Genomic DNA, 24,974 nt, shown 5'->3' with positions numbered 1-24,974 from the left:
AGTAAAATAAAAGGTAACAAATAACTCCCAACCAGTATACTTATAAATAACAATTGTTACCGAAAAAATCTCTTATAGATAATTGTCATTAAAACGACGATCCCCCCAGCCAAAACACCCAATAAACCATCAAATATAATCGGCGTAGCCAACTCCCCAGTTTTGCCAACTAAATCCGTTACAAACTTGGTGCTACCTTGCTTGGCGTGATGCAAAACAGGGATCCCATGTACCAATATGCCACCGCCAACTAAGAACATAGCAACCGTTCCTGCAAAGGCTAAAAAGCGCATTAACTTAGGCGCTGCAGCAAGTAAAAACTTACCTACAAGCTCTTTAAACTTACCGCCACTTTGCTGCGCTTTTTGCAGTAAATACAAACCAGCATCATCAAGTTTAACAATCCCAGCAACTAACCCATACACGCCAATGGTCATAATAATTGCGATTACACTGAGCACTAAAGCTTGATTAACCAGCGTTGCGCCAGCAACCGTACCTAGCGTTATCACTATAATTTCTGCAGAGAGGATAAAATCAGTACGGATTGCTCCTTTGATTTTTTGCTTTTCGTATTCTTGTAAGTCTTGTTGTTCAACCACACTTTCATCTTCTTGTTGAGCGTGACCAAACAGCTTTTCGATAATTTTCTCTGCACCTTCAAAACACAAAAACAGCCCGCCAACCATTAACAGCGGAGTGATTAACCAAGGCAACCAAACACTAATCAATAACGCTGCGGGCACTAAGATGGCTTTGTTGATAAACGAGCCTTTTGCCACAGCCCAAACCACTGGCAACTCTCTATCGGCAGTTACCCCTGTAACTTGCTGAGCATTAAGCGCGAGGTCATCACCTAACACCCCTGCTGTTTTTTTTGTTGCGACTTTACTCATCGTCGCAATGTCGTCTAAAAGTGTTGTAATATCATCAAGTAAGGTTAGTAAATTTGTGCCTGCCATGGTGGTTCCTTGCCCATTAAATACACTATCAACATAACTTATCCTGCCATTTTCACCAACGGTTAATTTTTCTTTGTTAGGCTTATAGCTCATTCAAAATAGAGGTGTTTCTATGATTAAACCACTTCTCTCGGGGCTCGCTTTAGTTACCTTGTGCGCATGTGCTGAGCAAAGTGCACCGAGCAACTATCTGTGCGATGAGACCCTCAGCGCCAGTATCGTTGAGTACAATGATGAGGAAGCCAGACTGACATTTAAGGAGAGTGAATATTTACTCAATCGCCAAGTAAGCGGCTCTGGGGTTAAATACAGTGCCGATAATGTGCTGTTTTGGTCTAAAGGCGATGAAGCCATGCTGATTTTAAGAGGTAAAAAGTACCAATGTAGCTTAACCCAGTAATAGCAAAAGCTTTCGTGGCTAAATTAGCTTAATCAGTGGTTTTGAGTATAATAGCGACAGTTTATTCAGCGTTTAAGCGGCTATAATGAAATACAAAGATCTTCGCGAATTTATCGAGTTATTAGAACAAAAAGGTGAGTTAAAACGGATCAAACAAGAAATTGATCCTTACCTTGAAATGACCGAAATTGCCGACCGTACGTTACGTGCAGAAGGCCCTGCTCTGTTATTCGAAAACCCTAAAGGTCACACCATTCCCGTTCTTGCTAACCTTTTTGGTACGCCCAAACGTGTAGCGATGGGTATGGGCCAAGATGATGTCAGTGAACTGCGCGAAGTTGGTAAGTTATTAGCTTTTCTAAAAGAGCCTGAGCCACCAAAAGGCATTAAAGAGGCACTAGGGCAAATCCCAGTATTCAAACAAGTACTGAATATGCCAGCTAAAGAAGTAAAAAAAGCGCCTTGTCAGCAAGTGATACTTGAAGGCGATGATGTTGACTTAACTAAGCTGCCTATCCAACATTGCTGGCCGGGTGATGCTGCTCCCTTGATCACATGGGGTCTAACGGTTACCAAAGGGCCTTATAAAAAGCGCCAAAACTTAGGCATTTACCGTCAGCAGCTATTGGGTAAAAATAAAATTATTATGCGTTGGCTATCGCACCGCGGTGGCGCATTAGATTTTCGTGAATGGTGTAAAGAGCACCCAGGCGAACCTTACCCTGTATCTGTCGCATTAGGTGCCGACCCTGCGACAATCTTAGGCGCTGTAACACCAGTACCAGACACCCTAAGCGAATATGCATTTGCTGGTTTACTACGCGGTAGTAAAACTGAAGTTGTTAAATCGGTTTCAAATGACCTACAAGTGCCTGCTACCGCAGAGTTCGTGCTTGAAGGTTATATTATGCCAGGAGAAACAGCACCAGAAGGCCCTTATGGCGACCACACAGGTTACTACAACGAAGTAGACGAGTTTCCGGTGATGACGGTCACTCACATTACACATCGTGAAAACCCAATTTATCACAGCACTTACACTGGCCGTCCACCAGATGAGCCAGCAGTACTCGGGGTTGCATTGAACGAAGTGTTCGTACCAATTCTGCAAAAGCAATTCCCTGAAATTGTAGATTTTTATCTACCACCTGAAGGCTGTTCTTATCGTATGGCTGTGGTCACGATGAAAAAACAATACCCAGGTCATGCCAAGCGCGTGATGATGGGGGTGTGGTCTTTCTTACGTCAATTCATGTATACCAAGTTCGTGATTGTTTGCGATGATGATGTAAACGCACGTGATTGGAACGACGTGATCTGGGCCATTACAACGCGTATGGACCCTGCTCGCGATACGACGATGATCGAAAACACGCCAATTGATTATTTAGATTTTGCATCGCCAGTTTCGGGCCTTGGCTCAAAAATGGGCATGGATGCAACCAATAAATGGCCAGGCGAAACAGATCGTGAATGGGGTGAGCCCATTGTTATGGATCCAAAAATCAAAGAACGTGTTGATGAATTATGGGACAGCTTAGATATTCTCTAGGCTGTGACTATGTTAAACTGCTCAAAATTTAACGGTTATGAGTGCGATTCATAACCGAATTTGCTTCTGTGCTTATAAAGGTAAACTATGCAAACATTACTCGCTGACGTTGTTGCGATCAGCCCGCTTACAGACCATGTACATAAGGTCATTTTGAAACCACAGCAACCTGTGTCATTCGAGGCAGGCCAATATATGCAACTTGTATTAGGCGAAAAAGATAAGCGTGCCTTTTCTATTGCAAGCCGCCCGTCGCAAACTGAACAGATTGAACTACATATTGGTGCCGCAGGTGCTGATTCGTATGCAATGCAAGCGCTTGATCATTTACGTCAAGCACATACAGAGCAACAGCAAGTTAATGTTGAAGTGGGTTTAGGTGTATCACAGCTGCGAGTTGAGGGTGAGCGCCCAATTATTCTACTTGCTGGCGGTACTGGTTTTTCTTATGCCAAATCAATGGCTGATCACCTTGCTGAAATTGGCTGTGAGCGCCCTGTATTATTTTACTGGGGTGTTCGTGAGCAAGCTGCGCTTTATGCTCATGATGAAATGCAAGCATGGGCAAACAGCAACCCACATTTCCAATACATTCCAGTGGTTGAAAATGCGCCGCAAAGCTGGACTGGCAAAACCGGTTACGTCCACAAGGCCGTTATGGCAGATATCGTGTCTTTAGAACCATACGATATTTACATGGCAGGCCGCTTCGACATGATTGGCGTGGTTCGCGATGATTTTATTAACCATGGTGCGGTACGTGAGAACATGTACGCCGATGCATTTGCATTCATTAAATAACTAACTCATACAGATTATTTTTAAGGCATCCAATTGGATGCCTTTTTTATTTGTTTTACCTATCGCCTTAATCCGTCTAAACGATTTCACAAACTGCATTTCCTTGACCATACTCTGTTTAGAATAACGATGGGGAGAGACCCAAATGCTAAATACAAAAGTACAAGACTTTATGCAACGTAAGTTGCCACACATTACGCCTGAAACTGAAATGACCACCGCGATTAGCGAACTGCAAAAGTTTAAATTACTAGGCGCACCTGTATTCGATGACAACAAAAGTTTAGTTGGCTTTATTTCAGAACAAGAGCTGCTGCAACCGCTCATGCAAAACAGTTATTTCTGCGATGGCGTGGTAAAGGTAAAACAACTCATGCGCACCGATGTTGTTACCGTGAGTAGCGATCAAAATATCATTGAGTTGGCTGATGCCATGAAAACGGGTAAGCCAAAGAATTACCCAGTTATCGAGGGTGGTAAGGTTGTTGGCATGATCAGCCGAGGTGACGTGCTCAAGGCATTATATGAAAACTACGTTTCATGCCAAGAGCACCAAGTATAAGTTAGCTGCTTAACGATTAGCAGCTAACTGTTTTAAAGCCGCTTTATCTGCATCGCTTAAATAAGCAATTTCAAGCGCATTAGCTTGCGCTTTTTCCATATCGGCTTGGCTTAACCCTGCCGCAGGTGCTGCTACTTGATACTCATACGCTATTTCAATACCTTCAACGGCCGGATCATCCGTATTAATCGATGCCAAAATACCATGGTCTAAGAAGGTTTTTAGCGGGTGTTTTGCAAGCTCAGCAACAGTACTGGTTTGAATGTTACTGGTTAAGCAAGACTCAATACCAATGCGCTTATCACGTAAGTAATCCATTAGTGCAGCATCTTCAATTGCTTTTACACCATGACCAATACGCGTTGCACCAAGCTCGTTAATTGCTTGCCAAATGCTTTCGCTACCGCGTGCTTCACCGGCATGAATCGTGGCAGCTAAGTATGCATCATGAACTTGTTTAAAGTGATCAACAAATAGCTCACCCGGGAAACCAATTTCATCGCCAGCTAAATCAACCGCCACTAAATCATTTTTAAAAGCAAGTAGCGCATCAAGCTCTTGCTGACAGATTTTGGTGCCATATGTACGCGACATGATGCCGATTAAGTTAGCTTTAATTGGCGCGTTTTGGCACGCACTTTTTACACCATCAACCACCGCTTCGACAACTCCTTGCGGGTGTAAGCCTTGGCTTTGCGCCATATAATATGGACTAAAACGAAGCTCAACGTAATCGAGGTTTTGGGCAATCGCATCTTCAACGTTTTCGATAGCAATACGACGACAAGCATCGTAATCACCCAGTACTTTTACACCCCAATCAAGCTTTTGTAAAAATGCCACTAAATTTGGTTCAGGGTCGATAACCTGTACGTGCGGAATAAGCGCTTCAATGTTGTCAGCAGGTAATTCAAGATTAAACTGACGACCAAGGTCTAAGATCGTTTGTGGGCGAACATTACCATCTAGATGACGGTGAATATCAAGCAAAGGGAGTTTGTTATTGATCATAATTAGCACTCAGGTTCAGTAAATTTGCGCGGATCATACGTACCCACGGCGATATTTCAAGTTTAGATGATTTTATTTACTTTTTTGAGGTCAAATGTCTGCTTTAATGGCCGCTAGCATTATGCAAAAAATGCCACAAGGTTTTAAAAAGTTTATCAGCATCAATTGGTTTAGTTAAATAACCATTCATACCACTGGCTAAACCTTTCTTAAGATCATCATCGTGGGCATTTGCCGATAAGCCAATAATCGGTAAATCGGTGATCAGTAACTCGTTGCGAATAACCTTAGTCGCTTGTAAGCCATCCATATTCGGCATTTGAATATCCATGAGTACAAGGTCATAGCTTTTTTCACTGATCATCTTAATAGCCTCGTGGCCATCTTTAGCGATATCAGGTTGGCAACCTTTAGTTTTTAAAATCGAACTCGCCACATGTTGATTCAATGGGTTATCTTCAACCAATAGAATTGTATCACCAGCAAATGAAACAGCTGTCACATCGATATCAGCTAACTCATCGTCGCTATGAATCACCTCTTCAAGAGGGGACTCAAATGGCAGCGAAATTGTAAACGTTGAACCTTGCCCCTCAGAGCTACTGAGGCTTATCTCGCCTCCCATCATAACAATGAGTTTTTGGCAAATACTCAAGCCTAAACCTGTGCCACCAAAGCGACGAGAGGTTGAGCTATCGGCTTGTGAGAATGGTTTAAACAGGCGCTGCTGCGCCTCTTTACTGATGCCGATGCCAGTATCAATAACACTAAAGTAAGTAAATTCACCCTGCTGCCAAATACGTAATGTAATCGTGCCTTCTTGAGTGAACTTCACCGCATTGTTTAACAGGTTTAATAATACTTGTTTTAAACGAATTGGGTCGGTGTGGATCAATAAGTGCACAGATGCATCAAACTCAACTCTAAATTCTAAAGAACGTGAGTTAAGCTCAAACTGCAATAAGTTAGTCAGCTCACTAACCAACGCATTCACATCGATGGGTTCTTGATGTAGCTCCAATCGCCCAGCTTCTATTTTAGAAAAATCTAAAACATCATTGATTACCCGTAATAGTACATTCAGTGCACCATCGGCTTGATCAATATAACCACGGGCTTGTTGCCAGTCAGGCTCTTGCATTGCTAAATAATGCAAACCCTTAATACCATTAATAGGCGTGCGTATTTCATGGCTCATATTCGCCAAGAACTCACTTTTAATTTGGCTGGCTTTATCGGCTTTTAATTTTTCTTCGCGAAGGCTTTGAGTTTGTTTTGCCACTTGCTGACGAATTTGAATATTAGTACCAGTTACAGAAATCAAAAAGGTGATCAATAACCAAACAAACAGCATACCGACTATTTGCGCCAACCAATAAGGCAACCATGAAGACTGTGCAACTGACTCCCATAATTTTACCTGCCAAACGCGCTCACCAATAATAAAGTTGAAGCTCGCAATAGCGGTTGTACCTACACGGTGTGGGCTGTAAATTTCGACAGGATTACTGCCGTCAGTAACGTCATAGAAGCTGGCATCGATATCAGTGTTCTGATTAAAATTTAGTGTTTGTGCTAACACTTCTAAATTGACCACGGCGACAACATAACCCCGAAAGCCGACCTGATGATTAATGTCTGAATAAACAGGGTTGAAGAATAAAACGCCCTTTTCGTTACCATCACCTTGCATCAAAGTAATAGGCTCACTGACGGTGACATTTTTAATTAACCGAGAGTCAGTTAACGCTTGTTTACGTAACTCGCTTGAAGCCAAGTCAAAGCCTTGCGCTGGTTCGTTCCCTACTAATGGATGAATATATTGCACCGGAAAATAGACTGCTCGCTTACTTACCGGCTGCCACTGTCCTGCAGCATTTTTTTCTTTCACGTAGTAATCAGCACCCAGTTCATCACGCAGTAGACTTTGATAGTTATTTAGTTGTGAGTGAATAACTTTAGGTGCCCACTCAAGGGCAAGGATTTCTTTGCTATATTGTAGTTGCCTTGTTGTAAAACGCTTAAATTCATCAAAATCAACCATGTCACTACTAGCAAAAAAAGTTGCTAATAAAGATAAATGCGATTTAATTTCATCAACTTGGTGTTCAAGATTAGTATGAATTGCACTGACTTTTGCTTGCTGGCGCTGTAAGTCTTTGTCTTTTTTTACACTGGCTGCACCATAAAAGCTGACACAAATAACCACATAAATTAATAACGACGGCACAATGATTTGCAGCCGTTGACGAGTGTGATGGTAACTAAATGCCGCTAAAATTAATGGTGTAAAAATCAGCACCCCAATGCTGTCGCCAATCCACCATGCGATAAAATTATTAAGCGCCGCATAACTCGGAATAACATTATTAATGACCAATAAGCCGGTGCCAATTGATGCTGCAATCAAGCTACACAAAGGGCCACCTATCATTAAGCCAATCATACTTTGCTTTAATGACGATAACTCAATCGGGCGTTTAACTACATGAATTATAATGTAATAGGCAAGCCAAGCCTGAAATGTTGATGCACTTGTCACACCAATAGCTTGCAACATCATTTGCCAGTGAAAAATATCAGTGACTTTATCAAGGTGAATAAGGTTTACAAAGAACGCCCCTAGCAAAACTCCTAGCAGAGCACGATTTCGAAGCAGTAAGATACTGGCAAGCGCAATACCTGCAGGCGGCCACGCTGCAACCGCATAACCATCAATCGCCAGCAAAGAATTACTTAAATACCCTGTAAGAAAGTAAGCAAGTGCAATACTTATTGTCAGTGTAAATAAGTTTTTCAAGCCATTGCTCCTTTGCCGGCTGAAGTAAAATTATTGATAGAGTACCAATGCTTTTTCTGGTTGGGCACTCTTACTATAACTAAGAACCGCTTGCTGCAAATAGGCATGGCGGTTATCAGCATTAAGCGCTTTATCAAACACCCGCGCAGCTAAGTCATATTCACCATGCGCATTTGCTAAACATGCAAGGGCTAATAGTAAATCTGTATTTTCGGTATCTTTTTTTAATACATCCTGCAAACTTGATTGCAACTTGAGTGCATCGCCAGCGCTACTAGTACGTAAAATACGTGCTAAGTCTTTATGTTGCAGCGGTTTTTTGATCATTTTAATTAAGCTTAGCTCAATTTTGTTTAACTCACCTGCCTTCGCCATTGCTGTTAAATAGCTTACCTCTGCATGTGATTTCAGGTTTTTGGTTAATTGCTCATACCGCTCAGTTAAATTCCCGTTTGATTGAGCTGCAAAGTAACTATCAAAAAGTTGTTGCCACTCTTGCTCTGAAAGTGTTTTCTTGCGCAATAAACGCGGCATAAAGTCATTCAATGCCGCCCACTTTTGCTCTTTTACCAATACATGGGCATACATTTTAAGCTCTAAACTCGTGGCTTTTTTGCGCTCAGCTAACGCTTTAAGGTCAGCAAAAATGGTGCTGGTTTCACCGCTAGCAATCCATAAATTAGCCACTTTTAACTGCTTATCCTGGCTTATTTTATCAAGATAACTAACCGCTTTTTCGCTCTCATTGTTAGCTAATGCCGCTTTAGCAAGAAGCGCATAACGTATATCGCTCCACTTTTCTGCAACACTATTGTTATCAAGTGCAAGCTCAAGCTGTGTATAATCGTTATTAATTAAGCTCCATACACCTTGCTCAATAGCCGCTTGCTTACGCTCTTCACTGCGCGCAAAAAAGCCATGGCGTGTATGACTGTATAAAGATATTACGTAACGGCAAAGCTTATAAAGTAAAAACAGTGCAGCGAATGCTAATATTAAAAGTGCGGTAACGCCCCAAATAGTCCCTTCAATGGTTGTTTTATTAAAGGCAATTAGTACATAACCCTTTTGATCTATAAAAAAAGGGGCAATCCCTAAGCAGACTGCTATTGCAATAATGATTAATAAAAAGCGGATCATTGTGCCCACTCCTTCACCTGCTCAGTACTTTGTAGTGACACTTTTGGACTAAAATCGAGTTGCTCTTTCGAAAGCTCAACAAGGCTCTTTAAGGCCGCTTTTGTTTGTGCATCATCTTGCTTAAAGTAATCTTTTACCAAGCTATGTGCAGCATCAACAGCGCTAAAATACACACTGCTTTGCTTACTTAATACCGCATCTTGCGCTTGAGCTAAGTATAAACTCAGGCGCTGTTTTACTAAGTGACGCTCTTGTTCACTTAAAAATGGTGCGATAACCATATCTTCACGTGTGCGCACTGTAACAAAGAAGTCTTTAAACTGCTGCCACGACTTCGCAAGGTTTTGACGCCACTCACTGACATTTTCACTTAATTGATTTGGGTCTTCTTTAACGACCTCTTCAGGGAGTGAAATAGCATTAAATACCAGTTCATCCACTTTTTGATTAATGCCATGCAGTTTTAAATAAATTGCCTCAACAGCCACAGGTTCTATGGCATTCAAGGTTTGTAAATCTTGGTGAATTGCTTGGCGAATAGCGCCTGTACCCGGGTGTTCTGCAAGCAAGCTATCTAAGCGAGATAGCACAGCAGCAGCCCCTTGGTAATCGTGCTCTGCCCACAATTTAAATTCGGCCATACGCTGCAAGCTTGTGACTTCTTGCGGATTAAGCGTGAAAGTTTGCTGCTCGGCGCGCTTTAAAGCCGCTTGTAATTGCTGCTGTGTTTGCTCAGCACTTTCGTTTAGTGCATCAGTGACCTTTTGTTCACTGTTATAAAGCGAGTGCTGCATTGTTTGTTGGGCACTTTTTAATGCATCAATTTGCTGCTGTAAGCGAAGGTTTTCATCTGTCAGTTCAGTCAATGCCACAGCCGATTGCTGATCGCTATTTAATTTTAGATAAAACTCATAGCCAACTGCACAAGCCACTAAAAGTGAAATAAGTAACGCTAAGCTACCTGTTTTGCTGATGCCTCTTTTAGCTTGTACAGGCGCTTTTGCCCCAGTATTTGCCGTTTGCGCTTTTTTCTCTGGCTGTGCAGTCACTGGCTTTGCGGGTTGTTTTGATTCTGCTTCACTCATTTTGCTACCTTGCTGATTAATGCAGGTGAACATAGCGTTGTCGCTCGCCCCTGCAGCAATATATATCTGTGTTCTTACGACATTTTGTTGCTTTAAATAGTCTGCGATACGCTCACTGGCAACGAAAAATTGTCGCTCTTTCAACCATGCAAGCTGAGGCTCATTTAAACCATTAAAAATGGCATCCACCGCTGCATTACTGGTAATGACTATACCTTCTACATCAATTGTTTGCCAGTGGTCCATCCACTTGCCCGGTTCGCTCTCAATTGCGCTTCGCTTGTAAACAACCAATTGATTTAATAAAGCACCACGTTGTTTTAACGTTTTTGCTATGGTCGTGCGTCCACCTTCACCTTTCACTAAAACAATGTTACTTAGTTCAACATCTTGTAGTGTTTTTAATTCAAGCAGACCTTCTGAATCATGCTGTTTGGGCACTGCGGCTCGTCGCCCAAAGGCTTCATAAACCGCATCAGCCGTTTGCTGACCGACCGCATAAAGTTGCGCTGCTTTGTTGATGGTTGGTGTGAGTTTTAACAAGGCATGCACGGCATCTTGCGAGATAAAAATGATTTTATCGGCATTTTCTAGCGGCGCGAGCTCACTACTATTTACTGTGAGGTAATCTAAGGTAAGGACTGGGCACAGGGTTGTTTGATAACCCGCCTGCTGAAGCTCAAGAGCAAGCTCAGTGCCTTTTCCTTCTGGACGTGTTATCAAAATATGCATATTAAGCGTCTCTATATACTTCAGCTAAAATTTTATCAGCACCTTGCTCAAGTAGCTTTTCAGCAAGTGTAATACCTAACTGCTCTGCGTCAGCCACTGGGCCTGTCACTTCATCACGTAGCATTTGGCTACCATCAATAGCGCCCACTAAACCACGTAAATGCACTTGCTCACCATCGACCAATGCAAATGCACCAATAGGTACCTGGCAGCCACCTTCTAAACGGCGATTCATAGCACGCTCGGCATTAACACGAATGCGTGTTTCATTATGTTCAAGTGGCGCTAACAGTGCTTTTGTTACTTCATCATCAATACGGCACTCAATACCCACAGCACCTTGACCATTTGCAGGTAATGATACCTCTGGCTCGATAAAAGCTGTAATACGCTCAGGCATTTCTAAACGAATTAGACCCGCTGCAGCTAGGATGATTGCATCATATTGACCATCATCTAGTTTTGCTAAACGCGTATTAACATTACCGCGTAAGTCACGAATGTCTAAATCTGGACGAGCTTCGCGAATTTGGCATTGGCGGCGTAAGCTTGATGTACCAACAATCGCACCTTGTGGTAACTCATCTAAACTCTTGTAGTTATTTGATACAAACGCATCGCGTGGGTCTTCACGTTCACAAATTGTGTGTAATGCTAAACCTTCAGGAAACTCAACAGGCACATCTTTCATTGAATGCACCGCAATATCTGCGCGACCATCAAGCATGGCTTGCTCAAGCTCTTTTACGAATAAGCCTTTACCACCAATCTTGGCCAGTGGTGTATCAAGGATAATATCGCCTTGTGTCGACATAGGAACCAACTCTACCGTTACGTCGTCATGGAAGTGCTCTAGTTGAGCTTTTACAAATTCAGCCTGCCATAAAGCAAGTGCACTTTTACGGGTCGCGATACGAACTAGTTTTGTTGTCTGTGTCATGAAAAATCCAATTAATTATCAGGCTGATACTAAATATTACTCAGCTAAAATTCTAAATTCTTTTTGGGCTAGTAAGTTGCCATCTGCGTCAATGACTTCAATACGCCAATCACCCAGTTGCTCTGGCATGATGTTTTTCGTTGAATAAGTACGAAAACGTGGACTGCTTACGGCCAATTCAATCGAAGCAAGCTGTTGGTCTTGGTAATACCATTGGTGACGAACAGTTTGTCCCTGCATATTTCTAAGCTCGCTAAAAAAGCTCAGGCTACTGCTAATTTGCGCTAATTTTACATCGTTTTTTAAAACGTTTACTGGTTCTCGATCAACAACATCGGTAGTTAATACTGCGCGGCTTACTTTATCTGTGTCTATTTTTGCGCCAATTGCGACACTGGCAATATGTGCTGACCGTGAAAACTGCTGCTGAGCATCAGGTGCTGCTGCAATTTCAACTTGCTGTTCAGTTTGTGATGCTTCTTCATCAGGAATAACGGCTAATGTTTCAGGTTGTTGCTCATCAATAACCTCTTCACTGTCGATCTCAGCCTCTACTGATGTAACGTCAGGCTCTACAATGTTTGAGCTCACAACCTCTGCTTTAGCCGTTGCTGTGTTATCAACCAACGGTGTTTGCTCATTCATTGACGGAGCAACAACTTCTTTTGGCTCTTCTTGCTCAGCGTCATTTAAAGAGGTTTGTAATTCAGCATTTGTAAACTCTGCTTGCGGTTCATCTTGCGGTGATTGCTCAGCATTTACAGCACCAATAAAGCTATATACTAATATAGCCAGCGCAACTAAGATAACACTGCTGACCATAAAGATGCGTCGCCAATGCCATTGATAAGTCACTGCTGTCGGTGCTGAACTTGCCGATTCAACGGCATTCATATTTGCTGTAATTACAAGTTTCTTTGTCATGTTGGCCTCTAAAACCAAAAAATTAACTCAAGCGAGCAATTAACCACTCTCGAATAGCCATCAGTTCTTCACCACAAACTTGGTGCGCCATCGGATAGTCTTGCCAGCTTACTTCCATGTTGTTAGCGCTAAGCACGTCAAATGCTTGTCTGCCTGCGCTATGCGGTACCACATCGTCAAATCGACCATGTGCCATAAAAATGTTTAACCCCTGCTGCTTGGCTTCATCGGCAAATTTTGCAGGCACACACATATAGGTTGAAAGTGCCATTACACCCGCTAATTTATAATCTAGACGTGGCGCTAAGTGCAGCGATACCACACCCCCTTGCGAAAAACCGGCAAGAATAATTTTGTTAGGAGCGATACCTTTTGCAATTTCTTGGTCAATAATTGCAGCCACTTTTGCAGCGGATTCGCGAACCCCTTGCTCATCGGCACGCTTATCTAAATCCATCGATTTAATATCGTACCAAGAACGCATTGCCATACCACCATTAATGGTGACCGGCTGCACTGGCGCATGTGGAAACACAAAACGTACGCCAAGCTCTTTTGGTAGAGCAAGTTGCGGTGCAACTGGGGCAAAACCATCACCCGAATCACCTAAACCATGAAGCCAGATAACCGTTGCTTTATGTTCAGCTTGCGCTGGATATTCAACAAACTCTAAACTCATAGTTCAGAACGCCATTCAATTGTTTGACCTGCTTGGCGAGTTGCCGCATCACACATAAATTGCCAAAACTCTGCACCTGAGCGGTTATCAATCCACTTATCGTCGCGTAGTTCAAAATGGTGACCGTTAAATTTAGTCGCCACCCAAACTTGGTGTAATGGTGCTTGCTTGTTGATCACTATTTTACTGCGATCAGGAAAGATGATTTCTAAAATACCTGACGCTGATTCATAGTCTAAATCGGCATCACATTCATCGATTTGCTCTTCAATAGTTAGCATTAATGCATCGGCTAGTGTGTGGTATTCATGATCAGTCATTTTAGTGTCCTTTAACTGGCTTTAAGCCTAGATCTGGGGGCAGATTGTGTACATCAAGTGTAACAGGAATAAATTCATCCGCGAATAGCTGCATTTTTTAAATATTCTGTTACTCTGCGATTATAAAGCCAGCAACCGTATTAATCTAATGAAAGAGACTCATAGCCAAAAATTAAAAACCATTTTACCTCTAAGCGCCCTTCTACTAACCCTAGCAGGTTGCGGACAAAGTGGTGCTCTTTATCTGCCTGATGATACTAAGCCGCCTGCAAAGTCTCAGCCACAAGCTGATCCATCCGAACAACCAGAGCAAAAACAGGACCAATAGATGGACTTTTTTAACTACAATAATAATCAGCTGTTCGCTGAAGACATCGCTGTCAAAGAGCTTGCCGAACAATATGGTACGCCTTGTTATATCTATTCTCGCAAAACCTTTGAACGTCATTATTTAGCATTTGCAGACGCTGCTAAGTCACATAAGAGCTTGGTGTGCTATGCCGTAAAAGCCAACTCAAATATTGCCGTGCTGAATATTTTAGCGCGACTTGGTTCAGGTTTTGACATTGTCTCAAAAGGTGAGCTTGCGCGTGTCATCCAAGCAGGCGGAGACGCAAGTAAGGTTGTTTTTTCTGGCGTTGCAAAAACCGCTGACGAAATTGCCTATGCACTTGAATTGGGGATCAAGTGTTTTAACGTTGAGTCAGTGGCTGAGCTTGAGCGTATTTCAAAAGTGGCAACGGATCTTAACTTAGTGGCACCGATTTCGATTCGCGTAAACCCAGATATAGATGCAAAAACGCACCCTTATATCTCAACCGGCTTAAAAGAGAATAAGTTTGGTATTGATATTCAAACTGCGGTGACTGTGTATCAACATGCAGCATCATTACCCGGTTTAAAAATTACCGGTGTAGATTGCCATATCGGTTCGCAGCTAACGGAAATAAAACCTTTCTTAGCAGCACTTGAAAAAGTACTGACTCTTATTGAAGAGTTAAAAGCGGTTGGCATCAAGCTAACACACCTAGATATCGGTGGTGGTCTTGGCGTGCCTTATAATGGCGAAACACCTCCTCACCCGAGCGAGTATGTTGATAAAATCACTGCTCGATTAGCAAACTACCAAGATTTAGAACTTATTTTTGAACCTGGTCGTGCGATTGCAGCCAATGCAGGCATTTTAGTTACTAAAGTTGAGTTTATTAAACAAAACCAAGATAAGTTCTTTGCTATTGTTGATGCAGGCATGAACGATATGTTGCGTCCATCGCTGTATCAAGCTTGGCAAAGTATTGTACCAGTTGAACCTCGCGCAGATGATACGCCTACTCACAACTACGACATTGTCGGCCCTGTCTGTGAAACCGGTGACTTTTTAGGTAAAGACCGTGAGCTTGCACTTCAAGCCGGTGACCTTTTAGCGCAGCGCAGCGCTGGCGCATATGGTTTCACTATGAGCTCAAACTACAACTCACGCCCGCGTGTTGCAGAGATTATGGTGGATGGTCAGCAAAGCCATTTAATTCGCCAACGCGAAACCTTAGAAAGCCTTTGGCAAGGTGAGAAAATTTTACCATAAACGTTTTTATAACCGCCCAGCTCTGTGGCATGATTAGCTCAGAGCAAACCCGAATTAGAGCGTTATGTTAGTTAATTTTTCAAAAATGCACGGCCTAGGTAATGACTTTGTCGTTATTGATAACATTACTCAAAATGTTTTTTTATCACGTGATCAAATAAAGAAGCTGGCAGATCGCCATTTTGGCATTGGCTTCGATCAACTGCTTATGGTTGAAGCCCCTTACTCGCCTGATCTCGATTTTCATTATCGTATTTTCAATGCCGATGGTAACGAAGTTGAACAGTGCGGCAACGGTGCGCGCTGTTTCGCCCGCTTTGTACGTATGAAAGGCCTGACCAATAAGCATAAAATTTCGGTTTCAACAAAATCTGGTAACCTCACGCTTTATATAGAGAAAGATGGTCAAGTAACGGTAAATATGGGCCACCCTAATTTTGAACCGAACAAAATTCCATTAAAAGCCAGCAAGCGTGAGCTGACCTATATTCTTCGCACTGAAGAACACACAGTATTTAGTGGCGCAGTGTCGATGGGTAACCCACATTGCGTGTTAGAAGTTGATGACATTCATACCGCAGAAGTCACCACCTTAGGCCCACTCCTTGAAAATCATGAGCGTTTTCCACAACGTGCAAATGTTGGTTTTATGCAGGTAATTTCGCAAGATCACATTAAACTAAGAGTGTGGGAACGTGGCGTTAGTGAAACCTTAGCCTGTGGTACAGGTGCTTGTGCTGCGGTCGTGGTTGGACAAATTCAAAGTAAACTTGCTAATACCGTACAAGTTGACTTACCCGGCGGCAGTTTACAAGTACGTTGGCAAGGCGAAGGCCACCCTGTACGAATGACAGGCCCTGCTGAGCATGTTTTTGATGGACAAGTGGCACTATGAGCAAACTAACAGAACAACAAATTGCTGACTATTTAAAAGCACACCCTGATTTTTTTATCAAAAACCCGGATGTGCTCGCTGAAGTTGAACTACAACAACAAACGGCGGGAGCAACGTCTTTGGTACATATTCAACAGCGCCAATTACGTGAACACAATACGTTATTAAAAAATAAGATTGAGCAGCTCGTTGAACAAGCAAAAGAAAACGAGTTAATTTACCGCTTATTTAGCGACTGTCATCGTCAGTTATGGACTAACTACGACTTTACGACACTGGCTAGCAATTTGCGCAATATTATCTGCACTAATCCATCCATTAACGAATGCCACTTAGTTAAGTACGATAAAAAGTTTGATGAATTAATTGCTCATCGCCTGCAAAACGACGGCATTTACTTGGGTCGAGTAAGCCAACAAGAAAGAGACTTACTGTTTTCAGACACGACTCAATCGACTGCTTTATATCTAATTGGTAACACAAAACACCCTGTGGCTATTTTGGCGTTTGGTAGTGATGACGTAAATCACTTCGAACCGGCAAAAGACAGCTTTTTTGTCCTTGAGTTTGTTCGCTCATTACAACTGCGCTTATTGGAACTTGCATGAGCGATGTGACGACGCCAGACATTGTTGAATTAAGTGATGCTTGGCGAACACCTATCCAACTATTTGCAGACTACTTACGCTACGAAAAACAATACTCAGCGCACACAGTAAACCAATACACTAGCCAGCTAGGCTTCGCAGCTTTGTACTTTAGTAAACTATGTGAAGACTGGTTTGCTGTTCAAGGTGAGCATATTCGCCGTTACAGCATGCAAATGCGCAGCAAACAATTGAGTGGTCGCACAATCAGTTTAAAACTGAGCTGTATTCGCAGTTTATATAAATTCTTAAAAGCCAAAAATATCGCCAGTCAGGCACATTATCATAATCCGGCAGAGGCCATTAAAGGGCCAAAATTTTCCAAGCCTTTACCCAAAAATTTAGACGTAGATCAAATGGCTAAGCTACTAGAACTGCCAGATGATGAGCCTTTAGCTATTCGTGACAAAGCTATGATGGAATTAATGTACTCTTCGGGCCTGCGTATTAGCGAGTTAGTTGGTGCCAACATACAAGATATAAACCCGACTGAAGGCGAAATTTTAGTCCGTGGTAAAGGTAACAAAGAACGTTTATTACCTGTAGGCAGCAAAGCGCTCAGTGCATTAAAAGCATGGCTGAAAATTCGCCCTCAATTTGCACATCCTGATGAAATAGCCGTATTTGTTAGCAGCCAAAAAAAGCGAATTTCCGTACGCCAAGTTCGCTTACGGATGCAAGAATGGGGCATTAAGCAAGGGATCAGCTCACAAGTGCATCCGCATAAATTGCGCCACTCATTTGCATCACATATTTTAGAATCATCAGGGGATCTGCGTGCCGTACAAGAACTGTTAGGACACAGTAGTTTGTCTGCAACTCAAGTTTACACGCATTTAGATTTTCAGCATTTAGCTAAAGTGTACGATAACACCCATCCACGCGCTAAAAAGCGCTCAACATCAGAGTAAACCCTTGTCATTATGATCCGATTTAACCGTGCCCTATCGCCAGTTTCTGTTTTAAGTTTTGATTTAGACGACACACTTTACAACAACCATCCGATCATAAAATCAGCCTTGCAAGCACAAGCTGATTACCTCGAGGCATTAGACCAATGGCCAGCCGATAGCATGAGCTACTGGTTAACATGCCGCGATAAAGCTTTAAAACATGATGCGACTTTAATTGATGACGTTACGCGCTGGCGACAAGCAGCATTACACTATGCCATGACCGATCTGGGTTTTTCAGCAGAGCAAGCTCAGTTGCATGCCGAAAATGCTTATCAGGCATTCGCTGATGCCCGCAGTCAAATAACCGTTACTGATGAAGTACTTGAATTACTTACTAATCTCAGTAAACACTACCGCCTCATCGCCATCACCAATGGTAATGTCGAAGTAGAAAAGTTTAACCTTAATGGTGTATTTGAGTTAGTTTTACAAGCAGGCCCACACGGAAAAGCGAAGCCGCATAGCGCCTTATTTGATAGCGCAGCCAAACACTTAAAAGTGCCTCACAAGGAAATTTTGCACATTGGCGATAGCCTAGATACTGATGTACAAGGTGCCAATAATGCTGGCTGCCAAAGCGTTTGGCTTAATAACCAAGCAACGCAATATCGTTATCAAGGATTAGCAGATATTGAGATCAGTAATATCATGGCGCTCAATCATTTAGTTAAAAAGTAACGACTTTAAAAAATGTGTTTTATGCTGAGTAAGTAAATAACAAAGATTAAATGATTGGGCAAAACGGATGAATGCTTTTCTTAAATTAATATTGCTATGCTCTCTTAGCTTAAACGGTTACTTTATTTGGCAGCTTTTTAACCCGGCAAAGCCGTTAGAAATAGAAACTGTCGCACCAGCGCCTAAAGTACAAAAAGGCACAACGTTACCAGCCCACTTTCAACAAGCTGTTGCGCTATTTAGCAACCAATTATTCGACAAAGCGGTTGCTGAGTACACTCAATTACTTATGAATGAACCTCGCTATGCAAGGCAACTTAAACAAATTTGGCAACAACAACTTAAGACATGGCTTTCCCATCAAAAATTCACCTTAAGTGAGCAATTTTTAACGGCCTTTTTAAATAGTCACCCTTACGATGTCACCATGCTTGAACTTGAGGCAAAGCGTTTAATAGCACAAGGTGATACCCAACAAGGTATTATCAATTTACTGGCGCTTAGCAACCAGTTAGACAGCAATGATAAGCAACAACTTAACAAACAAATAGACGAGCTAAGTACAACCTATATTGATGAACTTATTGCAACGCAACAATGGCAAGCCCTACTTAATATTAGTCAACAATGGCTTGATTACGCGCCTGGCAACGCGCATTACTTATATAACAATGCATTAGCTAGCTACCATTTAGAAGATTATGTCGCGAGCCAAATAACCCTAGATCAACTACCCGAAGATCATGACTATAAACAACAGGCTGAGCAATTACATCAGTTGATTCAACAAGCTCTCGCAGGTGTTGAAATTATAAAATTAACTGCTCGAGGTTCGCACTATTTGGTGAACAGTATCATCAACGATGATATCGAAACCGAGCTGATGATCGACACCGGCGCTAGCTTTACTGTAATTAACCAAACATTATTAAACTCGCTTAACACCCCAGCCAATTACCTTGGCACCTTACAAGTAAACACAGCTAATGGAATTGTTGAAGCACAGCGTTATCAGCTCGAGTCGTTTCAAGTCGGTCAACAACGTATTCGTAATTTTGAAGTGCTGGTAATAGAAAATCATGTTGGCTATGGCTTGCTTGGTATGAACTTTTTAGAGAATTTTAAGTTTAATATCAATCAGCAAGTGAATGAGTTAGAGTTGATAAAGAACAATTTTTAAGGACAAGCAATGACTCTTAACGAATTTCTTTCGAAATTAGCAAGCACACCGCAGCAAATTGAGTTTACCGATACCATGGCGGTCATAGACAACAATTATGACTTTACCCCAAGTGGTTTTAACAATCATGGCCTGCTAAGCGCGGCAAATGAAAATAATGGCTCGTGTAAAATTTTTGCCTTTGCTAAGCTAAATCAACTGAGTAAACAAAACACCCTAGATTGCTTTGGCGCGTTTTATCGTGATGACGTATTACACAATCCTGAAGGGCAAGACCATATGAACATTCGCACCTTTATGCTTGCCCCTGAAGCGACCCCTTTCTTAGGGATTACTTTTACCGAGCAAGACGTGCTAAAAGCGAAGTGAGTAAAAGCCAATAGTTAAAGGCTTTTTTCCATAAAATAACGGCAGCCGTCGAGTGGGTAGTTACGCATTTCATATTTAACTAGGTAGCCGTTGTTTTCGTAAAAGGGTTTAGCTTGGAAATCGAGCGTATCAAGTTGTGCGGTGTTTGCACCAAGTGCTTTAGCTTTACTCTCTAATTCAGCGAGTAAGCGTGTCGCAAGTCCCTTACCACGCGTCTTATCATCACACCAAAGCCAACTAATAAGCAGCCAATTGCCAAATACCTGACCATGAATACCAGCAACCACACTGTTTTGTTTATTAACGAACTTAAAACCAACGGGAATACGCTCGGCATTAAAATGCGCGGCGTTGAAAGCCACAATATGTTCTCTAAGCTGGTTGTTTAAATCAGCTGAGTCATCACTTTTTAATTGATACATATACTCAGTATACGCTTATATCGTTAATCAGTATAAGTGGTTCTTACCATAGGGTACTTCAAGCATGTTGCTGGCCAGCTTTTCGGGCTGACCACACATCTCATCATAAGCACTAGTGTGGCGTAAAACCATATCACCATAACTTAGGTGATCGAGGCGCTTTTGAATGTGCAACGGGCTAATATCGCGAATAAACTCACCTTGCTCATCAGTAACATAATACTCAACGTTATTGATCAGCACAGACACCTGATACAGCGCCATTTCTAATGAATGAAGGATAACCTTTTGCAGTGGTTGGTGAGCTGCAAGCTCTGATAATTTGATAGGCATGTGCATTCCTCTTTGGTGGTGGAACTATTCATACGTGATTTTGATATACTGTGATCAAATTAATTGTACAAAAATCACTCATGCCAGAAAAAGTACGACTTGCTAAATTTATTGCCCATGCGGGTGTTTGCTCTCGAAAGCAAGCATCGCGCTTGATAGATCAAGGTGAGGTAACAGTAAATGGCCGTGCCGCAAATCATATAGATCATGTTGATGAGCACGATGATGTGATTGTACTTGGCGAAAAAATTTTAGCTAAGGCACCACTCACCTACTTTGCTTATCACAAGCCTGTTGGTATAGATTGCAAATTAAATGCTGATGACCCAACAAGCCTTATTCATAGCCTGCCTAAAACCACTCGCGTTTACCCAATTGGCCGGCTCGACAAAGACTCCCGAGGTTTATTGATTTTGACCAATGACGGTGAGTTTTGTAATCAACTGATCCACCCTGATTACCACCAACCCAAACGCTATTTAGTCACCGTTGATAAACCTCTTGATAGTGATTTTTGTAAAAAAATGGCGGGCGGTGTGCCTGTCGATAAACAAATAACCCTCCCTTGCACGGTGACTCAAGTCAGCGAAACACAGTTTTGCATCGTCTTAAAACAAGGTTTAAATCGGCAAATACGTAAAATGGCTCGTTTTTGTGGCTACAAAGTCATCGACCTTTACCGCACAGATATCGCAAAACTGTCACTCACCACGCTGAATTTGCCCGAAGGACAAATAGTCAGTATCAAAAAAAGTGACATTCTCTAACAAAAAAGTTTGCATTAATTGATTACACGTGTAATCTTTAATTAAAGATTACATCTGTAGGCATAAAAATGATTGAACTTTCTAAAGCTGAATTCGAAGTATTAGATGCAGTATGGCTTGGCTACCCAGCCACAGCTAGTGAAGTAATTGCGCGTTTAAGTGACGATAAAGAATGGCACGAAAAAACCATTAAAACGCTACTAAGCCGTTTAGTTAAAAAAGGCGCTCTTAGCTTCGAGAAACAAGGCCGCCAATATAACTACACTCCTTGCATCGCCCGTGAAGAATACACATTAAAAGAAAGCCAAAGCTTTATTGAACGCTTCTTTAATGGCCGTATTGCGCCACTGGTGAGTGGCTTTGCTAAATCAGAGCAACTCTCGCAACATGATATTGATGAGCTGAAAAAGGTCATTGATGATTGGGAAAAACAGCAAAAATAAGGCGTTGTTATGTTAGATGCATTTTTTAATTGGCTGTTAGATCAACAACTTTTGATCTCATCTGCAATTATGTTTTTATTGCTGCTAGAGCGAAAGTTACTAAGCCAGCTATCGGCACGCTTGGTTTATACACTGTGGGCGCTTTTACCAATTAGTTTATTGTTAGCGAACCTACCAGAGCACTTAAAGCCAATTCAAAACGACTTTATCAGTAAGCTGACTATCACGCCAAACACAGCAATAATGCCACAGTTTACGCTCACTTGGTTTGCTATTTATGGCTTTATTAGTGCCGCACTGCTGATCACTGCCGTATATTTTCATTACCGTTTTCTAGCGAAACTGCAGTTAGCGCCAATTACGCTTGATCATCACAGCAATCAAAGTATGCGCTTATACCAAAGCAACCAAGTGAGCTCACCTATGGTTGTTGGGGTTTTAAATACCAAGTTAGTGCTGCCTACAAACTATCAAAGCCACTACGATAACCATGCTTTAGCGCTTATTTTAGAGCATGAATCAGTGCACATTAAACGCAAAGATAACCTAATTAATGCCATCGCTTTAAGTGCCACTATTTTGTTGTGGTTTAACCCTGTCGCTTGGCTTGGTTATGCAAGTCTGCGCCGTATCCAAGAGCTTTCATGTGATGAGCAAGTACTCAAAAATAAATCAACTGAACAACGAATTTTATACAGTAAGGCATTAGTGCACTGTGCAAGCTTTAGCAGAACAGGCTTAATGGCTTATTCACAATACGGAGATAAAAATACCATGTTACAACGTCTAAATCAGATCAAGCAGATCGACAACAGCTCATTTATCGCAAAAACAGCGTTAGTTATTTTTACAGCGGGCATGCTTAGCAGCTTTGCCATTGCAAAACAGCCGATGTCCGTTGAAAAGACAAAAGACTATCAAGCGGTTATGCGTGTAGAGCCGATATACCCTATTCAAGCTGCAGAGCAAGGTATTAGCGGTTCAGTCGTTTTGAAATACGATATTTTACCAAGTGGGGCCACCAGCAATGTTAGTGTGGTAAGTGCAGAGCCTGAAGGTGTTTTCAATCGAGAAGCGAAAAGAGCCTTAAAACAATGGCAGTATGCGCCGTCTGAATCCGGCTTTAAAAACGCCTTAGTACAACTCGATTTCGCCTTAGACGAAAACTATCAAGCAAAGGATTTAATAGAGAAAATTAAAGTTAGCTCTAAGTAAAAGTAACCACTTAAGACCCTAAAGCAAGCGCCTTATTTAAGCCGCTTGCTTTGTGGTTTTTGACTACTAGCTCTATCGCTAAAGACAAAGAGCAATCATAGCCACAGCACAAACATAGCCAACAAGCCAAACTAATGAACGTAAAATATCCTGGTTTATGTAGTAGAAAATACAATACAACACACGGGCAATAACATGCACAATCGCTAGGGTCTCAGTTACCTGATAGACATTATTGCTACCTATAACGACTGCCAGCGCGACCGCAAAAATAATCAGCGATTCAAAGCTATTTTGATGTGCTGCCAACGCACGAGCACCAAAGCCGGTTAGTTTAGCTTGTTGCTCGCGAGGGTGCTTATTGTCGTAGCCTGCCAACTTATTTTGAGCAAAAGCCACAGGCGCTTTGGCTAAATAGGGTATGAGTACTGCGATGAGTGCGCAGATAATCAGTGTGGTCATGATATTTCCTTATCTTTTAACTATAATACCCTACCCTAGCGTAAACAAAAAAAGCCGCTACTTAAAACAGCAGCGGCCAGCAATAGCATCATTGTCACTATAGTCTAAAGTCAGCATAAAAGCCCTGCGGCATATTGTCACAGCTGAGTTTTTCTCAAGTTGGTCGATAAGCTGATGCTCACATACTTTGGTTTTGTTACTCTAAACGCCTATCCTCATTAATTTATTTTCAATATGACTTGGATTTTCTTAACTATTTTTGCGGCATTTATGCAGTCGTGGCGCAACGCTTTGCAAAGCAAACTCAGTGCAACAGTGAGTGTTGCCGGGGTAACGCTTGCTCGCTTTATCGTTGCCAGCCCAATTGCTGCCCTGTATTTATTTGCACTTTATCAATATCAAGACGCCGCACTTCCTGACTTTAATCTGGCTTTTATTGGCTACATTGTTGGCGCCAGTATCGTCCAAATTGTTGCCACAGGTTTAATGGTAAAGCTGTTTAAAATGAATAACTTTGCAGTCGGTGCAGGGCTTGCTAAAAGTGAAGCGCTAATGGCGGCCATTTTAGGTGTCATGTTCTTTGGCTCAGCACTGTCGTTACTGGGCTGGTTTGGCGTATTTATTGGTGCAATTGCGGTACTGCTATTAAGTGGCATCGCGAATGTTAAACACTTTAATTTGGGCACCGCACTGCTTGGGCTTGCTTGCGGCACTTCTTTTGCTCTCTCTTCATCATGGATCCGTGAAGCAAGTTTAAGTTCAGGGCTGACTTTTCCGCACTCTGCAGCTTGGGTGTTAGTGCTGATAATCAGTTTACAAACACTGATGCTATGCGTGTATATTACATTCAAAGAGCGCGATACTTTTAAGAAAATGTGGCAACACAAAGGCACCACGACCGCTGTTAGTATTTGTAGCTGTTTAGGTTCTATTGGTTGGTTTAGCGCCATGAGCTTGCAGCATGTTGCTTATGTAAAAACACTGGGGCAGATAGAAGTATTCTTTACCATTATGGTATCGATTCTTTGGTTAAAACAGCCGTTAAAACGCCAAGACACGGCGGGGCTTGTGTTAATTGCACTGGCTGCCATTCTTGTAATGCTACCCAATTAGGCTT

28 protein-coding genes are annotated in these 24,974 nt (G+C 42.1%); 16 read left to right on the top strand and 12 right to left on the bottom strand.

The features are described 5' to 3' along the window. Positions 1-56 precede the first annotated feature (56 nt). Positions 57-962: a DUF808 domain-containing protein gene (locus tag AOG27_RS19540; RefSeq protein ID WP_054554686.1), complete on the bottom strand. Its 906-nt coding sequence runs from the start codon at positions 960-962 to the stop codon at positions 57-59. A gap of 112 nt (positions 963-1,074) precedes the next feature. Between AOG27_RS19540 and AOG27_RS19535 the strand changes: the two genes are divergently transcribed. The 4 genes from AOG27_RS19535 to AOG27_RS19520 all read left to right on the top strand — a co-directional run bounded on the left by AOG27_RS19535 (position 1,075) and on the right by AOG27_RS19520 (position 4,277). After that, positions 1,075-1,362 carry an MliC family protein gene (locus tag AOG27_RS19535; RefSeq protein WP_054554672.1) on the top strand — a complete coding sequence of 96 codons (288 nt, stop codon included), beginning with the start codon at positions 1,075-1,077 and terminating at the stop codon, positions 1,360-1,362. A gap of 85 nt (positions 1,363-1,447) precedes the next feature. Next, positions 1,448-2,914, top strand: a complete 1,467-nt coding sequence (gene ubiD, locus AOG27_RS19530) for a 4-hydroxy-3-polyprenylbenzoate decarboxylase (RefSeq protein WP_054554671.1) — start codon at positions 1,448-1,450, stop codon at positions 2,912-2,914. An 87-nt stretch (positions 2,915-3,001) separates the two neighbouring features. Further along, positions 3,002-3,715 (top strand): NAD(P)H-flavin reductase, encoded by a 714-nt coding sequence (fre, locus tag AOG27_RS19525; protein ID WP_054554670.1) that lies wholly within the window; start codon positions 3,002-3,004, stop codon positions 3,713-3,715. A 145-nt stretch (positions 3,716-3,860) separates the two neighbouring features. Further along, positions 3,861-4,277 (top strand): CBS domain-containing protein, encoded by a 417-nt coding sequence (locus AOG27_RS19520; protein ID WP_054554669.1) that lies wholly within the window; start codon positions 3,861-3,863, stop codon positions 4,275-4,277. Between the two features lie 9 nt (positions 4,278-4,286). On the opposite strand, the gene add is transcribed toward AOG27_RS19520, so the two are convergent. The 8 genes from add to cyaY all read right to left on the bottom strand — a co-directional run bounded on the left by add (position 4,287) and on the right by cyaY (position 13,908). Then, positions 4,287-5,288 carry an adenosine deaminase gene (add, locus tag AOG27_RS19515; RefSeq protein ID WP_054554668.1) on the bottom strand — a complete coding sequence of 334 codons (1,002 nt, stop codon included), beginning with the start codon at positions 5,286-5,288 and terminating at the stop codon, positions 4,287-4,289. 103 nt (positions 5,289-5,391) lie between these two features. Further along, positions 5,392-8,088 (bottom strand): CHASE domain-containing protein, encoded by a 2,697-nt coding sequence (locus tag AOG27_RS19510; RefSeq protein ID WP_054554667.1) that lies wholly within the window; start codon positions 8,086-8,088, stop codon positions 5,392-5,394. A 30-nt stretch (positions 8,089-8,118) separates the two neighbouring features. Continuing rightward, on the bottom strand, positions 8,119-9,228 hold the full coding sequence (locus AOG27_RS19505) for a heme biosynthesis HemY N-terminal domain-containing protein (protein WP_054554666.1): 1,110 nt from the start codon (positions 9,226-9,228) through the stop codon (positions 8,119-8,121). Next, entirely contained in the window at positions 9,225-11,045 is a 1,821-nt protein-coding gene (locus AOG27_RS19500; protein WP_054554665.1) for a uroporphyrinogen-III synthase, read from the bottom strand. The genes AOG27_RS19505 and AOG27_RS19500 overlap by 4 nt, the downstream gene beginning before the upstream one ends. A gap of 1 nt (position 11,046) precedes the next feature. Then, complete coding sequence (hemC, locus tag AOG27_RS19495) at positions 11,047-11,985, bottom strand: hydroxymethylbilane synthase (protein ID WP_054554664.1); 939 nt, start codon at positions 11,983-11,985, stop codon at positions 11,047-11,049. A 36-nt stretch (positions 11,986-12,021) separates the two neighbouring features. Continuing rightward, positions 12,022-12,909: a DUF2914 domain-containing protein gene (locus tag AOG27_RS19490; protein ID WP_054554663.1), complete on the bottom strand. Its 888-nt coding sequence runs from the start codon at positions 12,907-12,909 to the stop codon at positions 12,022-12,024. Between the two features lie 22 nt (positions 12,910-12,931). After that, positions 12,932-13,588, bottom strand: coding sequence for an alpha/beta hydrolase (locus AOG27_RS19485; RefSeq protein WP_054554662.1), 657 nt, complete (start codon positions 13,586-13,588; stop codon positions 12,932-12,934). Continuing rightward, complete coding sequence (cyaY, locus tag AOG27_RS19480) at positions 13,585-13,908, bottom strand: iron donor protein CyaY (protein ID WP_054554661.1); 324 nt, start codon at positions 13,906-13,908, stop codon at positions 13,585-13,587. The genes AOG27_RS19485 and cyaY overlap by 4 nt, the downstream gene beginning before the upstream one ends. Positions 13,909-14,056: 148 nt before the next feature. Here cyaY and lptM point away from each other — a divergent pair, with 148 nt between their 5' ends. The 8 genes from lptM (at position 14,057) to AOG27_RS19440 (ending at position 20,215) form a co-directional block, all read left to right on the top strand. After that, positions 14,057-14,236, top strand: coding sequence for an LPS translocon maturation chaperone LptM (gene lptM / locus AOG27_RS19475; RefSeq protein ID WP_054554660.1), 180 nt, complete (start codon positions 14,057-14,059; stop codon positions 14,234-14,236). Continuing rightward, positions 14,237-15,490: a diaminopimelate decarboxylase gene (gene lysA, locus AOG27_RS19470; RefSeq protein ID WP_054554659.1), complete on the top strand. Its 1,254-nt coding sequence runs from the start codon at positions 14,237-14,239 to the stop codon at positions 15,488-15,490. Between the two features lie 64 nt (positions 15,491-15,554). Beyond that, a complete protein-coding gene (gene dapF / locus AOG27_RS19465) occupies positions 15,555-16,385 on the top strand; it encodes a diaminopimelate epimerase (protein ID WP_054554658.1) in 831 nt (276 codons plus the stop codon). Beyond that, entirely contained in the window at positions 16,382-16,993 is a 612-nt protein-coding gene (locus tag AOG27_RS19460) for a DUF484 family protein (RefSeq protein ID WP_054554657.1), read from the top strand. The genes dapF and AOG27_RS19460 overlap by 4 nt, the downstream gene beginning before the upstream one ends. Beyond that, positions 16,990-17,943 (top strand): tyrosine recombinase XerC, encoded by a 954-nt coding sequence (locus tag AOG27_RS19455; protein WP_054554656.1) that lies wholly within the window; start codon positions 16,990-16,992, stop codon positions 17,941-17,943. Before AOG27_RS19460 ends, AOG27_RS19455 begins: the two co-directional genes overlap by 4 nt. Positions 17,944-17,955: 12 nt before the next feature. Beyond that, complete coding sequence (locus AOG27_RS19450) at positions 17,956-18,666, top strand: HAD-IA family hydrolase (protein ID WP_054554655.1); 711 nt, start codon at positions 17,956-17,958, stop codon at positions 18,664-18,666. Between the two features lie 67 nt (positions 18,667-18,733). Further along, positions 18,734-19,846 (top strand): retropepsin-like aspartic protease, encoded by a 1,113-nt coding sequence (locus tag AOG27_RS19445; RefSeq protein ID WP_054554654.1) that lies wholly within the window; start codon positions 18,734-18,736, stop codon positions 19,844-19,846. Between the two features lie 9 nt (positions 19,847-19,855). Continuing rightward, positions 19,856-20,215, top strand: a complete 360-nt coding sequence (locus AOG27_RS19440; protein ID WP_054554653.1) for a HopJ type III effector protein — start codon at positions 19,856-19,858, stop codon at positions 20,213-20,215. Between the two features lie 14 nt (positions 20,216-20,229). On the opposite strand, the gene AOG27_RS19435 is transcribed toward AOG27_RS19440, so the two are convergent. Together AOG27_RS19435 and AOG27_RS19430 are read right to left on the bottom strand one after the other, a co-directional pair. Next, a complete protein-coding gene (locus AOG27_RS19435) occupies positions 20,230-20,637 on the bottom strand; it encodes a GNAT family N-acetyltransferase (protein WP_054554652.1) in 408 nt (135 codons plus the stop codon). 27 nt (positions 20,638-20,664) lie between these two features. Next, positions 20,665-20,970 (bottom strand): DUF6482 family protein, encoded by a 306-nt coding sequence (locus tag AOG27_RS19430; protein ID WP_054554651.1) that lies wholly within the window; start codon positions 20,968-20,970, stop codon positions 20,665-20,667. A gap of 80 nt (positions 20,971-21,050) precedes the next feature. Between AOG27_RS19430 and AOG27_RS19425 the strand changes: the two genes are divergently transcribed. The 3 genes from AOG27_RS19425 (at position 21,051) to AOG27_RS19415 (ending at position 23,395) form a co-directional block, all read left to right on the top strand. Then, the gene (locus tag AOG27_RS19425; RefSeq protein ID WP_054554685.1) at positions 21,051-21,737 is read left to right on the top strand and encodes a pseudouridine synthase; all 687 of its coding nucleotides are present in this window, start codon (positions 21,051-21,053) and stop codon (positions 21,735-21,737) included. A gap of 68 nt (positions 21,738-21,805) precedes the next feature. Beyond that, positions 21,806-22,180 carry a BlaI/MecI/CopY family transcriptional regulator gene (locus tag AOG27_RS19420; protein WP_054554650.1) on the top strand — a complete coding sequence of 125 codons (375 nt, stop codon included), beginning with the start codon at positions 21,806-21,808 and terminating at the stop codon, positions 22,178-22,180. Positions 22,181-22,189: 9 nt separating this feature from the next. Continuing rightward, the gene (locus AOG27_RS19415) at positions 22,190-23,395 is read left to right on the top strand and encodes a M56 family metallopeptidase (protein ID WP_054554649.1); all 1,206 of its coding nucleotides are present in this window, start codon (positions 22,190-22,192) and stop codon (positions 23,393-23,395) included. A 78-nt stretch (positions 23,396-23,473) separates the two neighbouring features. On the opposite strand, the gene AOG27_RS19410 is transcribed toward AOG27_RS19415, so the two are convergent. After that, complete coding sequence (locus AOG27_RS19410; protein ID WP_054554648.1) at positions 23,474-23,857, bottom strand: MAPEG family protein; 384 nt, start codon at positions 23,855-23,857, stop codon at positions 23,474-23,476. A 234-nt stretch (positions 23,858-24,091) separates the two neighbouring features. Between AOG27_RS19410 and AOG27_RS19405 the strand changes: the two genes are divergently transcribed. Continuing rightward, positions 24,092-24,970, top strand: a complete 879-nt coding sequence (locus tag AOG27_RS19405) for a DMT family transporter (RefSeq protein ID WP_082389335.1) — start codon at positions 24,092-24,094, stop codon at positions 24,968-24,970. Positions 24,971-24,974 lie beyond the last annotated feature (4 nt).

This window comes from Pseudoalteromonas lipolytica, assembly GCF_001306915.1.
Lineage (GTDB): Bacteria > Pseudomonadota > Gammaproteobacteria > Enterobacterales > Alteromonadaceae > Pseudoalteromonas > Pseudoalteromonas simplex.
Note: the sequence above shows the minus strand (reverse complement) of the source record. Positions and strands in the feature narration are given on the sequence as shown.

Excerpts from the sequence above, each read along its gene's own strand:
- AOG27_RS19540 (WP_054554686.1), bottom strand. The coding sequence starts at position 962 with ATGGCAGGCACAAATTTACTAACCTTACTTGATGATATTACAACACTT.
- AOG27_RS19535 (WP_054554672.1), top strand. The coding sequence starts at position 1,075 with ATGATTAAACCACTTCTCTCGGGGCTCGCTTTAGTTACCTTGTGCGCA.
- ubiD (WP_054554671.1), top strand. The coding sequence starts at position 1,448 with ATGAAATACAAAGATCTTCGCGAATTTATCGAGTTATTAGAACAAAAA.
- fre (WP_054554670.1), top strand. The coding sequence starts at position 3,002 with ATGCAAACATTACTCGCTGACGTTGTTGCGATCAGCCCGCTTACAGAC.
- AOG27_RS19520 (WP_054554669.1), top strand. The coding sequence starts at position 3,861 with ATGCTAAATACAAAAGTACAAGACTTTATGCAACGTAAGTTGCCACAC.
- add (WP_054554668.1), bottom strand. The coding sequence starts at position 5,288 with ATGATCAATAACAAACTCCCTTTGCTTGATATTCACCGTCATCTAGAT.
- AOG27_RS19505 (WP_054554666.1), bottom strand. The coding sequence starts at position 9,228 with ATGATCCGCTTTTTATTAATCATTATTGCAATAGCAGTCTGCTTAGGG.
- AOG27_RS19500 (WP_054554665.1), bottom strand. The coding sequence starts at position 11,045 with ATGCATATTTTGATAACACGTCCAGAAGGAAAAGGCACTGAGCTTGCT.
- hemC (WP_054554664.1), bottom strand. The coding sequence starts at position 11,985 with ATGACACAGACAACAAAACTAGTTCGTATCGCGACCCGTAAAAGTGCA.
- AOG27_RS19490 (WP_054554663.1), bottom strand. The coding sequence starts at position 12,909 with ATGACAAAGAAACTTGTAATTACAGCAAATATGAATGCCGTTGAATCG.
- AOG27_RS19485 (WP_054554662.1), bottom strand. The coding sequence starts at position 13,588 with ATGAGTTTAGAGTTTGTTGAATATCCAGCGCAAGCTGAACATAAAGCA.
- cyaY (WP_054554661.1), bottom strand. The coding sequence starts at position 13,908 with ATGACTGATCATGAATACCACACACTAGCCGATGCATTAATGCTAACT.
- lptM (WP_054554660.1), top strand. The coding sequence starts at position 14,057 with ATGAAAGAGACTCATAGCCAAAAATTAAAAACCATTTTACCTCTAAGC.
- lysA (WP_054554659.1), top strand. The coding sequence starts at position 14,237 with ATGGACTTTTTTAACTACAATAATAATCAGCTGTTCGCTGAAGACATC.
- dapF (WP_054554658.1), top strand. The coding sequence starts at position 15,555 with ATGTTAGTTAATTTTTCAAAAATGCACGGCCTAGGTAATGACTTTGTC.
- AOG27_RS19460 (WP_054554657.1), top strand. The coding sequence starts at position 16,382 with ATGAGCAAACTAACAGAACAACAAATTGCTGACTATTTAAAAGCACAC.
- AOG27_RS19455 (WP_054554656.1), top strand. The coding sequence starts at position 16,990 with ATGAGCGATGTGACGACGCCAGACATTGTTGAATTAAGTGATGCTTGG.
- AOG27_RS19450 (WP_054554655.1), top strand. The coding sequence starts at position 17,956 with ATGATCCGATTTAACCGTGCCCTATCGCCAGTTTCTGTTTTAAGTTTT.
- AOG27_RS19445 (WP_054554654.1), top strand. The coding sequence starts at position 18,734 with ATGAATGCTTTTCTTAAATTAATATTGCTATGCTCTCTTAGCTTAAAC.
- AOG27_RS19440 (WP_054554653.1), top strand. The coding sequence starts at position 19,856 with ATGACTCTTAACGAATTTCTTTCGAAATTAGCAAGCACACCGCAGCAA.
- AOG27_RS19435 (WP_054554652.1), bottom strand. The coding sequence starts at position 20,637 with ATGTATCAATTAAAAAGTGATGACTCAGCTGATTTAAACAACCAGCTT.
- AOG27_RS19430 (WP_054554651.1), bottom strand. The coding sequence starts at position 20,970 with ATGCCTATCAAATTATCAGAGCTTGCAGCTCACCAACCACTGCAAAAG.
- AOG27_RS19425 (WP_054554685.1), top strand. The coding sequence starts at position 21,051 with ATGCCAGAAAAAGTACGACTTGCTAAATTTATTGCCCATGCGGGTGTT.
- AOG27_RS19420 (WP_054554650.1), top strand. The coding sequence starts at position 21,806 with ATGATTGAACTTTCTAAAGCTGAATTCGAAGTATTAGATGCAGTATGG.
- AOG27_RS19415 (WP_054554649.1), top strand. The coding sequence starts at position 22,190 with ATGTTAGATGCATTTTTTAATTGGCTGTTAGATCAACAACTTTTGATC.
- AOG27_RS19410 (WP_054554648.1), bottom strand. The coding sequence starts at position 23,857 with ATGACCACACTGATTATCTGCGCACTCATCGCAGTACTCATACCCTAT.
- AOG27_RS19405 (WP_082389335.1), top strand. The coding sequence starts at position 24,092 with ATGACTTGGATTTTCTTAACTATTTTTGCGGCATTTATGCAGTCGTGG.